Raw genomic sequence first — 10,602 nt, 5'->3', positions numbered from 1 at the left:
GTCGCCGACGTCAATCACTCAAGCCAAACGACAAACACACCGAGGAGCCAGCCCCATGACTTCCTAAGAAACGACATTCATCCCCGTCAAACCGGCCAAGATGATTGTCGTTTAACCGGCCAAGATGATTGACGCTATCCATGTCTTGAGCCCAACCAGTAGATCGATCGCTTGACTACTGAGATAGACCACATGCGCCCTTCTCGCCTTCATACGCTCAGGCGGAACTGTCCATGTGCCTGCATCGAAGTCGATTTCTTTCCACGTTGCCAGTAGCAACTCACCCTTGCGACACATGCTGAGCAAGATGAATTTCACAGCAAGTTTGAGCGTCGGCAAAGTGCCAAGGGAGTCCAGCACAGAAAAGAACATGTGGATCTCACCTGGCGTCAAAGCTCGCTCTCGGGGCTTGAAAGTTGCGATAGCCGAGGCCTTTATTGACTCCGCCGGATTTTCAATCTTCAGGCCCCGTGACATAGCATGGCGATACACCTGCTGAATAACTTCTCGCACATGAACTGCTGTGGCTGGAGCGCCCCGTTCCTTGATCTTCTCGCACAGCGCCAGCACCTGACTGGATGTGATCTCCTCCAACTTGCGTTTGCCGAACTTGGGCAGTACATCGCGGTCCAGGATGCTCTTACGCATGGCAGCTGTACTGTCTGCCAAGCCTCCGTTACTCAGCCAGATATCAGCGAAGAATTCGAAAGTACCCGACTCCTGGAACTCCTTCCTGGCTTCAGATTTGACACGTGCTGGTGAGTCGCCGCGGTTGACGCTGCTCTTCGCTCGGGCTAGCAAATCACGGGCATCCGCCAGGGAAAGTGGATCACCGTACTTGAGGGTATCTGGATCGCGTTTCGGCTGCACGGCTTGGAACTCGTCGTACTGCCCGATGGTGAGGGTCTCACGTCGGCCCGCCAGGCGGTAGTCATAGCGGAACGTCAGCGTTCCCTTCAAAGAAACGACCACATACAACCCATCGCGATCAGCGACCTTATAGGCCTTCTCGGTGGGTTTGAGGTTCTTGAGCTTGGTGTCAGTCAGTGCCATGTGCGCCCTCTCGCTAGGTCTGCCCTTCGAATCAATTTACCGTCAGTGCATAGAGACGGTAAACGGTCAAAGAATGGTTGTCCAGAAAAATCGACCGTCAACTCTGCCGACAAAAATCGTGGGCTGCCCTGAAACCTCATGGGACGTCAAAAACGAAAAAACCCTTGAAAATCAAGGGCTTGAGTGAATCATTGAGACGTCCTGGGACGCCCTGAAACGCTATTGAATCATTCCCACTCGATCGTCGCAGGCGGCTTGCTCGACACGTCATAAGTCACGCGGTTGATACCACGCACCTCATTGATGATGCGCCCCGACACCTTCTTCAACAAGCTGTAAGGCAACTCCGCCCAATCAGCCGTCATGAAGTCACTGGTCTGCACCGCGCGCAATGCCACCACATAGTCATAGGTGCGGCCATCGCCCATCACGCCCACGCTCTTCACCGGCAGGAACACGGTGAAAGCCTGGCTGGTCAAGTCGTACCAGGACTTGCCCGTGGTGGGGTCGATCGCAGCGCGCAGCTCTTCAATGAAGATGTGGTCAGCGCGGCGCAGCAGGTCGGCAAAGTCCTGGCGAACCTCACCCAGAATGCGCACGCCCAAGCCAGGCCCCGGGAAGGGATGGCGGTAGACCATGTCAGCCGGCAAGCCCAGGGCCACGCCCAGGGCGCGCACTTCGTCCTTGAACAACTCGCGCAGTGGCTCCAGCAGCTTCAAACCAAGCTTCTCGGGCAAGCCGCCCACATTGTGGTGACTCTTGATGGTGGCCTTCTTACTGGCCGTGCCGCCTGATTCGACCACATCGGGGTAGATGGTGCCTTGGGCCAGCCAGTTGGCGCCCTTGTTGCCTTCGCCCTTAAGCTTGTTGGCCTCGGCCTGGAAGACCTCGACAAACTCGCGCCCAATGATCTTGCGCTTGGCCTCGGGGTCAGTCACGCCTTTCAAGTGGCCCATGAACTGGTCGGAGGCCTCCACTTGGATCACCTTGGCGTGCAGGCGCCCGGCGAACATGTCCATCACCATCTTGCCTTCGTTCAAACGCAGCAGGCCGTGGTCCACGAACACGCAGGTCAGCTGATCGCCAATGGCGCGGTGGATCAAGGCCGCCGCCACGCTGGAATCTACGCCGCCGCTCAGGCCCAGGATGACTTCCTCATCACCCACCTGTTCGCGGATCTTGGCAACAGCTTCGGCAATGTAGTCGCCCATGACCCAGTCGCCCTTGCAACCGGCGATGTCGCGCACGAAGCGCGTCAGCATCGCATGGCCTTGCACGGTGTGGGTCACTTCGGGGTGGAACTGCACGGCGTAGTAGCGCTTGGCTTCGTTGGCCATGCCGGCGATGGGGCAGCTGGGCGTCGAGGCCATCAGCGTGAAGCCCTCGGGCAAGACCGTGACCTTGTCGCCGTGGCTCATCCAGACCTTGAGCATGCCGTGGCCTTCGGCCGTGGTGAAGTCTTCGATGCCGTTCAGCAGTTTGGTGTGGCCTTGCGCGCGCACCTCGGCATAGCCGAACTCGCGGTGATCGCTCCACTCCACCTTGCCACCCAATTGCACGGCCATGGTTTGCATGCCGTAGCAGATGCCCAGCACGGGCACGCCCAAGTCCCACACGGCCTGCGGTGCGCGCAGTTGGTGGTCTTCGTAGGTGCTGGCGTGGCTGCCCGACAGGATGATGGCTTTGGGCGCAAAGCCGCGGATGAATTCATCCGTCACATCGTTGGGGTGGATCTCGCAATAGACCTGGGCTTCGCGAACACGGCGCGCGATGAGCTGGGTGACTTGAGAGCCGAAGTCAAGGATCAGGACTTTGTCATGCATGGTGAAATCTCTGGTGTATCGGGCAAGGGTCAGGCCACGGTCGCCACAGGGCCCGGCGCACGGTAAGTGCGGCTGAAATAGCGCAGGCCGATGATGGCTGCCACCCCCTGGATGGCCGCACAAAGGTAAAACGGAGCCCCCACGCGCCAGTCGCCATGGGGATAGTGCGACACCACCGCCAGCAGCGGCGTGCCCAACAAGGGGCCGAGCACGGCCGCCACGCTGTTGATGGACGACACTGCGCCCATGCTTTCGCCCTGGCGGGTTGGGTCAACGGCGTTGGACACCAGGCTTTGCAGACCAGGCTGAACCATGTAGCCAAATACATTGGCCGCCACAATCACGAACAGCATCCAACCCACCGGCACCAGGCCATAGCCTGCAAACGCGATGGTGGACGAAACGAGGCCGATGGCGACCAGCCGGTGCAGCGGGATGTAATTTTGCACCACGCGCATCAAACCGCCCTGCACCAGCACCGCCATGCCGCCCACGGCCAGCAGCGACAAACCGTTGTCCATCGGCGTCCAGCCAAACTTGAACTCGGTGTAGAGGAACCAGCAGGTGTGCAAACAGAATTGCGCCAGGATCGACAGGCCCATGATCCACATCAAAGTTTCGACGCCCTTGAGGTCCCTCAAGCGAGACAAGGCGGTGAAGGGATTGGCCTGGGCCAGCTCGAACTTGCGGCGCTTGTCCAGCGGCAGCGATTCGGGCAGCACGAAGTAGCCGTACAGGCAATTCAGCAGCGACAAGCTACCCGCCAACAAAAACGGCCAGTGCAAATCGTAGTTGCCCAACACGCCACCCAGCACCGGCCCCAGGATAAAACCCAGGCCGAACATGGCGCCCAACATGCCGTAGTTCTTGGCGCGCTCTTCGGGCACGGTGATGTCGGCCACATAAGCATTGGCCACCGCGATGTTGGCGCACACGGCCCCACCCATCACGCGCACAGCCAGCAGCATCCAGAACTCGGAGGCCAGCGCCGTCACGAAGAAATTGATGCCCATGCCCAGCAAGCCCAGCAACAGGATGGGCCGCCGACCATAGCGGTCAGACAGCGCGCCCAGCACTGGCGCGCTGAAAAACTGCGCAATGGCAAACGCCGCCTGCGCCGCCCCATAAGCCACCGACGTACTGGCCCCCGAGGTCATGAACGACCCGATGAGCTTGGGCAGCACGGGGGCAATGATGCCGATCGACATCATGTCGAGCAGCACCGTCACCATGATGAAGGGCATGGCCGCCCTGCGGCCTTGGGCGCCCATCACTCCATGCGGTAGTTGGGCGCTTCTTTCGTGATCTGCACGTCGTGGACGTGACTCTCGCGAATGCCCGCGGCCGTGATCTCGACGAACTCGGCCTTGTTGCGCATGTCTTCAATGGTGGCGCAACCACAGTAGCCCATGGAGGCGCGCAACCCGCCCGCCATCTGCGTGACGATGCTGATCATCGAGCCCTTGAACGGCACACGGCCTTCAATGCCCTCGGGGACCAGCTTGTCCGCGTTGGGGTTGGTGGTTTCGTCGTTTTCCTGGAAGTAGCGGTCGGCCGAACCGGCCTTCATGGCACCGATGGAGCCCATGCCGCGGTAGCTCTTGTAGCTGCGGCCCTGGTACAGGATCACTTCGCCAGGAGCCTCTTCGGTGCCCGCGAACATGCCACCCATCATGACGGTGCTGGCACCAGCCGCGATGGCTTTGGCGATGTCACCCGAATAGCGGATGCCTCCGTCGCCGATCAAGGGTACGCCCGTGCCCAGCAAAGCCGTGGCCACGTTGTCGATGGCCATGATCTGGGGCACGCCCACACCGGCAATGATCCGCGTGGTGCAGATGGAACCAGGACCGATGCCGACCTTGACGCCATCGGCGCCTGCTTCGACCAGTGCCAAAGCCGCTGCACCTGTGGCGATGTTGCCGCCGATCACGTCAACTTGCGGGTAGTTTTTCTTGACCCAGCGCACGCGCTCGATGACACCCGCGCTGTGGCCGTGGGCCGTGTCGACGACCAGGACATCGACGCCGGCACGAACCAACAGCTCGACGCGTTCTTCGGTGCCCTCGCCCACGCCGACCGCCGCGCCCACGCGCAGCTTGCCGTGCGAATCGCGCGCAGCGTTGGGGAAGTTGGTCTGCTTGGTGATGTCTTTGACGGTGAACAAGCCCTTGAGCTCAAACGCCTCGTTGACGATGACCACGCGCTCCAGCTTGTGGTGGTGCATCAAGGCCTTGGCTTCTTCTTTCGAAGCGCCATCCTTGATGGTGATCAGACGCTCGCGCGGGGTCATGATGTCACGCACTGGCACGTCCAGGCGGGTCTCAAAACGCAGATCGCGCCCTGTGACGATGCCCACGACGCGACCATCATCAACCACCGGAAAGCCCGAGATGCCATGTTGCTGTGACAGCGCGATCACATCACGGACGCGGACGTCGGAGGTGATCGTGATCGGGTCACGCAGCACGCCAGACTCGTAACGCTTGACGCGCGAGACTTCCGCAGCTTGTTGCTGAGGCGTGAGGTTTTTGTGGATGATCCCGATACCACCCTCCTGGGCGATCGCAATCGCCAGGCGGGCTTCCGTGACCGTGTCCATGGCGGCAGACACCAAGGGCAGGTTCAGGGTGATATTTCGAGAAAGACGGGTGGCCAGCGATGTGTCACGGGGTAACACTTGTGAGAACGCGGGCACCAGCAGCACATCGTCGAATGTGAGTGCTTTACCAAGCAGGCGCATGAACAGGCTCCAGACGCAAAAGAAGATTATACGCGCTGCGAACATGGGCTGTCGAAGCGAGGATTTACCGTGACGAATGGGCGTTTTCGCGGCCATGAAGGCCGCCAAGCCGGACTAAACTCCGCGTCATGAAAAGCACCAGCCCCACTTCCGCCCTGCTCATGTCCCTGATTCTGGCCAGTGTGACGCTGGTGGCCACGCCTGCCAAGGCAGGAACCGAGTGGAAGTGGAAGGACGCCTCTGGTGCCACTCAATACAGCGACCGCCCGCCTCCGGCCGGCACCCCTGAAGCCAACATCCTTCAAAGGCCCAATGCTTCAAGGGCCGTGCAATTGGCCAAGCCAGCCTCCGAAGTGGATGCAGCCGCATCGGCCGCCAAGCCAGCCGCCGCAGCCAAGGCGCCTGAGTCCGAGTTGGACGTGAAGCGCCGCAAGGCCGAAGAAGAAAAAGAAGCCCAGCGCAAGGTCGAAGAAGAAAAAGCCGCCAAAGGCCGTGCTGAGAACTGCACACAAGCCCGCAACTACCAGCGCACGCTCAACGACGGCATCCGCATTGCCCGCACCAACAGCAAGGGTGAGCGCGAGATCCTGGACGACAAAGGCCGCGCCGATGAGCAGCGCCGCACGCAAGAAGCCATCGCCAGCAACTGCAAATGATGGCCCTAGCCTGACGGCTCGGTCACTGCCCGCGTTTGAGGCCGTTTGACACCCTTCTTTGACAGCTTTTCGCCGTGCGCACGGTACCTCACACGCCGGGCTTCTTTCGGATCGACGATCAAGTCACGGCAAACCTCCACCCGATCGCGGTCCTGCAAGGCGTGCCCAAGGGTGGTCTTGCGGCCCCAGATGCCCACGCTCAGGCCTTGAGCCTGGGCCAGCAAGCCACTGCCCAGCAAGGCATCCTTGACGCAGCTGCCCAAAGGCAAGGTCAAGGCTTTCAGTTCGATTTGCCTGGGCCCAGCACTGAACACCACCTCGATGTGAATCGTCGGGGCCGGGGGTTGTTCAACGGGGCCCATAGACCTGCTCGGCCCGTTTGACAAAGGCATCGACAAAGGTGTTGGCGATGCGGTCGAACACGGGGCTGATCACCAGGGCCAGGGCCCGACTTGAAAAATCGTAGCTCAACGAAAACTCAACTTTGCAGGCGGTGGGTTCTGGCGGCGCCTCACCTGGCGCTTGGGAGGGCGAACCGGGCTTTTGCAAGGGCGTGAATCTCCAGGCGCCCTCCAACTTGGAGAAAGGGCCATCAACCAGGCGCATGTGGACTTCACTGGCGTCGATGTCGGTATTGCGCGTGGTGAAAGCTTGCTTGATGCCGGCGAACGCGATGTGCAGGCGCGCGGTGACGCCATCGTCGTGCTGCTGCAGGACTTCAGCGCGCTCACACCAGGGCAGGAATTGGGCGTAATCCTCGACGGCGGTCACCAGCGCGTACATTTCGCGGGGCGAATACCAGAGCAGGACGGACTTGTTGACTTGCTTCATAGAATGCCGCCATTTTAAGGACCCTGTATCCTTCTAACCATGACGATTGCCGAAAATAGAAAAGCCCTGTTCAATTACCACATCGAAGAACGTTTCGAGGCGGGTGTGGTCCTGGAAGGCTGGGAAGTCAAGGCGATCCGCGCGGGCCAGGTGCAGTTGACCGATGGCCACATCATGATCCGCAACGGCGAGTTGCATCTGATCGGCCTGCGCATCAATGCGCTGCGGTCAGCGTCAACGCACGTCCAGCCCGAGGCAGACCGCACCAAGAAGCTGTTGATGCACCGAGCCGAGATCCGCCGCCTGGTCGGCAAGACCGAGCAAAAGGGCTACACCCTGGTGCCACTGAACCTGCACTTCAAGGGCAGCTACGTGAAAGCCGAGATCGCCCTGGCCAAGGGCAAGGCCGAGCACGACAAGCGCAACACCATCAAGGACCGCGAGTGGGAGCGGGAAAAGGGCCGAATGATGAGACATAAAGTCTCGTCCAATCCGAAGGATTGAGCCCGCAGGGCCGACGAGGCTCAGGCAGTCAACACCCTCAAGGCCTGCTCCAGGTCATTGATCAGGTCTTGCGGATCTTCCAGGCCAATGGCCAAGCGCACCAGGGCGCCCTGCGGCACATCGCCCACTGTGCGCATGCTCGGCAAGTGATAGGGCACCGCCAGGCTCACCGGCCCACCCCATGAGTACCCAATCTTGAACAAGGCCAAGGCATCGATGAAGGCGTCGACCTGGGCGGGGCTGTAGCGTTCGTCGAACACCACTGACACCAAACCGCCGGCCGCACTGCAGATCTGGGCCCAATGGGCGTGGCCGGGTGACTGCGGCAAGGCCGGGTGCAGCACCTGCGAGACTTCAGGCCGGGTCTGCCACCACTGTGCGATCTGCCGCGTCGCGGCATCGTGCGCGGCATAGCGCAAGGGCAAGGTTGGCAGGCCACGCAGCACGGCTTCGACATCGTTGCCGCCCACGCCTAGGCCCATGCGCATGTGCGTCATCTTCAGCTTGATGTGCAGGGCCTCGTCGCGCGTGGTGATCGAGCCCATCAGCACATCGGCGCCGCCCGACGGGTATTTGGTCAGGGCGTGCACAGAGATGTCGACGCCTTGCGCTTGCCCGCCCACTTCGTCGAAGGCAAACGCATCAAAAGCCAGGCCCGCGCCCCAGGTGTTGTCCATCGCCACGATCAAGTGCGGATGCTGGCGCGACACGCGCAGCAGGCCGACCAAGTCGGGGAACTCCAGCGTCACGGATCCGGCGGCTTCCAGCCAGATCAGCTTGGTCCGGGGGGTGATGAGGCCAGCCAGTTGATCGGCACGCAAGGGATCGTAGAGCTGGTGGGTGATGCCCCAGCGGGCCAACTCGCCCCGCGCAAGATCCTTGTTGGGGCCGTAGGCGTTGTCGGGGATCAGCACCTCGTCGCCAGCGTGAAGCAAAGCCATGTCCACCATGGCGAGGGCGGCCAGGCCGCTGGGGGCCAACAGGGTTTGCACTCCGCCCTCCAGCGTGGCCAGGCGCGCTTCCAGCGTGAAGGTACTGGGCGTGCCGTGCAGGCCATAGGTGTAGCCCGTCTTGTCCTTCCATTGGCGCGCCCGCAAGGCCCCCGTATTGTCAAAAATGACGGTGGAAGCCTTGTGGATGCCCGGCACGACGGACTTGAAGCCAGCAGGTGGCTCGTAGGCGTGGTGGATGAGGTCGGTGCTGGGGGCGTTTTTGCGCTGCTTCATCCAACCATGCTAAATCAGATCGGCAAGGCGATCAGGTCATGCCCTTCGACCGCCACGATGCGTGCCTTGGTGAACTCGCCCACCTTCAAGGTCTTGCTGGCCTTCTCAGGAGGCAGCAGGCGCACGGTGCCGTCGATCTCGGGCGCGTCAGCGTAGGAGCGCCCCACCCCACCCTTGCGGCCCAATGCGGGCGCGCTGTCGATCAACACCTGCATGGTCGCACCCACGCGGCGTTGCAGCTTGGCGATCGACACCTGCTCGGCCACGGCCATGAAGCGGGCGCGGCGCTCTTCGCGCACTTCTTTGGGCAAGGCGCCGGGCAGCGCATTGGCGGCTGCGCCTTCGACGGGTGAATAGGCAAAGCAGCCCGCGCGGTCGATCTCGGCCTCGCGCAGGAAGTCGAGCAGGTACTCAAACTCCACCTCGGTTTCGCCAGGGAAGCCGGCGATGAAGGTGCTGCGCACCACGATCTCGGGGCAGATCTCGCGCCAACGCAACAGGCGCTCCAGGTTCTTCTCGCCATTGGCCGGGCGCTTCATGCGCTTGAGCACGTCGGGGTGGGCGTGCTGGAAAGGCACGTCCAGGTAGGGCAGGATCAGGCCCTCGGCCATCATCGGCAGGATCTCGTCCACGTGCGGATAGGGGTAGACGTAGTGCATGCGCACCCAGGCGCCGTGCTGCTGCGCCAAGGTGGCCAACTGCTCGGCCAGGTCAAACATGCGGGTCTTGACGGGCTTGCCATCCCAGAAACCGGTGCGGTATTTCACGTCAACGCCGTAGGCGCTGGTGTCCTGGCTGATCACCAGCAGTTCTTTCACGCCGGATTCGAACAAGGCACGAGCCTCGTTCAGCACATCGCCAATGGGGCGCGAGACCAAATCGCCGCGCATGCTGGGGATGATGCAGAAGCTGCAGCGGTGGTTGCAGCCTTCGCTGATCTTCAGATACGCATAGTGCTTGGGCGTGAGCTTGATGCCGGCGATGCCGCGCGATTCGGGCACCAAGTCCAGGAAGGGATCGTGGGGTTTGGGCACGTGCAGGTGCACCGCGTCCATCACCTCTTGCGTGGCGTGGGGGCCGGTCACGGCGAGCACGCTGGGGTGCATCTGGCGGACCAGGTTGCCGCCATCGACACCGGCCTTGGCGCCCAGGCAGCCGGTCACGATGACCTTGCCGTTCTCGGCCAGGGCCTCGCCGATGGTGTCCAGGCTTTCGCGCACGGCATCGTCGATGAAGCCGCAGGTATTCACGATCACCAGGTCCGCACCATCGAAGGTCTTGGAGGTCTGGTAGCCCTCGGCGGCCAGTTGGGTCAGGATCAGTTCAGAGTCGGTGAGCGCTTTCGGGCAGCCAAGGCTGACAAAGCCGATCTTGGGGGCGGCTGCGAATGGGGCGGGCGTGGTGGGGGTGAGCAATTCAGACGTCATAGAGGGGGATTGTCGGGGAAATTGCGGTTTTCGCAACGCCCCCGAGCGTCAGAGATCTCACAAGAACCCGCCAAGCCGGGTCTGGCGCTTCAGGGTTGGGCCACCACCGGCCAGTCAATCTCAGCCTTGTTGGAGCATTCGGACGCCGCGCTGTACACGCTGCACCGGATGCGCTTCATGACCTTGAGGCCTTGCAGAGTGGTCGGAGATCAAGTGGGACGACCGCATGTGGGTGATACCGGACTCACGAATGAAAGCCAAGAAAGAACATCGGGTGCCGTTGACCGTCAGATGCCTGGAAATCTTGAGCCAAGCACAAGAACTGACCAAGCGATCACC

Annotated in this window: 10 protein-coding genes; 2 read left to right on the top strand and 8 right to left on the bottom strand. The window is 61.5% G+C overall.

Features of this window, described 5'->3' with window-relative positions:
- Positions 1–111: 111 nt before the first annotated feature.
- The 4 genes from H7225_RS15440 to guaB form a co-directional block, all read right to left on the bottom strand.
- Positions 112–1,053, bottom strand: a complete 942-nt coding sequence (locus H7225_RS15440; protein WP_290663405.1) for an integrase arm-type DNA-binding domain-containing protein — start codon at positions 1,051–1,053, stop codon at positions 112–114.
- A gap of 227 nt (positions 1,054–1,280) precedes the next feature.
- Entirely contained in the window at positions 1,281–2,876 is a 1,596-nt protein-coding gene (gene guaA, locus H7225_RS15435; protein ID WP_290663403.1) for a glutamine-hydrolyzing GMP synthase, read from the bottom strand.
- Between the two features lie 29 nt (positions 2,877–2,905).
- Positions 2,906–4,120: an MFS transporter gene (locus H7225_RS15430; protein WP_290663401.1), complete on the bottom strand. Its 1,215-nt coding sequence runs from the start codon at positions 4,118–4,120 to the stop codon at positions 2,906–2,908.
- A 26-nt stretch (positions 4,121–4,146) separates the two neighbouring features.
- Entirely contained in the window at positions 4,147–5,619 is a 1,473-nt protein-coding gene (gene guaB / locus H7225_RS15425) for an IMP dehydrogenase (protein WP_290663399.1), read from the bottom strand.
- A gap of 161 nt (positions 5,620–5,780) precedes the next feature.
- On the opposite strand from guaB, the gene H7225_RS15420 reads away from it, so the two are divergent.
- Positions 5,781–6,275 carry a DUF4124 domain-containing protein gene (locus tag H7225_RS15420; RefSeq protein ID WP_290663397.1) on the top strand — a complete coding sequence of 165 codons (495 nt, stop codon included), beginning with the start codon at positions 5,781–5,783 and terminating at the stop codon, positions 6,273–6,275.
- A 5-nt stretch (positions 6,276–6,280) separates the two neighbouring features.
- On the opposite strand, the gene H7225_RS15415 is transcribed toward H7225_RS15420, so the two are convergent.
- Together H7225_RS15415 and H7225_RS15410 are read right to left on the bottom strand one after the other, a co-directional pair.
- Complete coding sequence (locus H7225_RS15415) at positions 6,281–6,637, bottom strand: RnfH family protein (protein ID WP_290663395.1); 357 nt, start codon at positions 6,635–6,637, stop codon at positions 6,281–6,283.
- On the bottom strand, positions 6,624–7,106 hold the full coding sequence (locus H7225_RS15410; RefSeq protein WP_290663393.1) for a type II toxin-antitoxin system RatA family toxin: 483 nt from the start codon (positions 7,104–7,106) through the stop codon (positions 6,624–6,626). The genes H7225_RS15415 and H7225_RS15410 overlap by 14 nt, the downstream gene beginning before the upstream one ends.
- A gap of 39 nt (positions 7,107–7,145) precedes the next feature.
- Between H7225_RS15410 and smpB the strand changes: the two genes are divergently transcribed.
- Positions 7,146–7,610: an SsrA-binding protein SmpB gene (gene smpB / locus H7225_RS15405; protein ID WP_290663391.1), complete on the top strand. Its 465-nt coding sequence runs from the start codon at positions 7,146–7,148 to the stop codon at positions 7,608–7,610.
- Positions 7,611–7,630: 20 nt separating this feature from the next.
- On the opposite strand, the gene H7225_RS15400 is transcribed toward smpB, so the two are convergent.
- Positions 7,631–8,836, bottom strand: coding sequence for a PLP-dependent transferase (locus H7225_RS15400; RefSeq protein WP_290663389.1), 1,206 nt, complete (start codon positions 8,834–8,836; stop codon positions 7,631–7,633).
- Positions 8,837–8,850: 14 nt separating this feature from the next.
- Entirely contained in the window at positions 8,851–10,263 is a 1,413-nt protein-coding gene (gene rimO / locus H7225_RS15395) for a 30S ribosomal protein S12 methylthiotransferase RimO (protein ID WP_290663387.1), read from the bottom strand.
- Positions 10,264–10,602: the final 339 nt, after the last annotated feature.

It is taken from the genome of Aquabacterium sp. (genome assembly GCF_014378415.1).
In the GTDB taxonomy this organism is placed as follows: Bacteria; Pseudomonadota; Gammaproteobacteria; order Burkholderiales; family Burkholderiaceae_C; genus Aquabacterium.
This window is presented reverse-complemented; position numbering and strand designations above follow the sequence as displayed.

Excerpts from the sequence above, each read along its gene's own strand:
- H7225_RS15415 (WP_290663395.1), bottom strand. The coding sequence starts at position 6,637 with ATGGGCCCCGTTGAACAACCCCCGGCCCCGACGATTCACATCGAGGTG.
- guaA (WP_290663403.1), bottom strand. The coding sequence starts at position 2,876 with ATGCATGACAAAGTCCTGATCCTTGACTTCGGCTCTCAAGTCACCCAG.
- H7225_RS15420 (WP_290663397.1), top strand. The coding sequence starts at position 5,781 with ATGTCCCTGATTCTGGCCAGTGTGACGCTGGTGGCCACGCCTGCCAAG.
- H7225_RS15410 (WP_290663393.1), bottom strand. The coding sequence starts at position 7,106 with ATGAAGCAAGTCAACAAGTCCGTCCTGCTCTGGTATTCGCCCCGCGAA.
- rimO (WP_290663387.1), bottom strand. The coding sequence starts at position 10,263 with ATGACGTCTGAATTGCTCACCCCCACCACGCCCGCCCCATTCGCAGCC.
- smpB (WP_290663391.1), top strand. The coding sequence starts at position 7,146 with ATGACGATTGCCGAAAATAGAAAAGCCCTGTTCAATTACCACATCGAA.
- H7225_RS15400 (WP_290663389.1), bottom strand. The coding sequence starts at position 8,836 with ATGAAGCAGCGCAAAAACGCCCCCAGCACCGACCTCATCCACCACGCC.
- H7225_RS15430 (WP_290663401.1), bottom strand. The coding sequence starts at position 4,120 with ATGCCCTTCATCATGGTGACGGTGCTGCTCGACATGATGTCGATCGGC.
- H7225_RS15440 (WP_290663405.1), bottom strand. The coding sequence starts at position 1,053 with ATGGCACTGACTGACACCAAGCTCAAGAACCTCAAACCCACCGAGAAG.
- guaB (WP_290663399.1), bottom strand. The coding sequence starts at position 5,619 with ATGCGCCTGCTTGGTAAAGCACTCACATTCGACGATGTGCTGCTGGTG.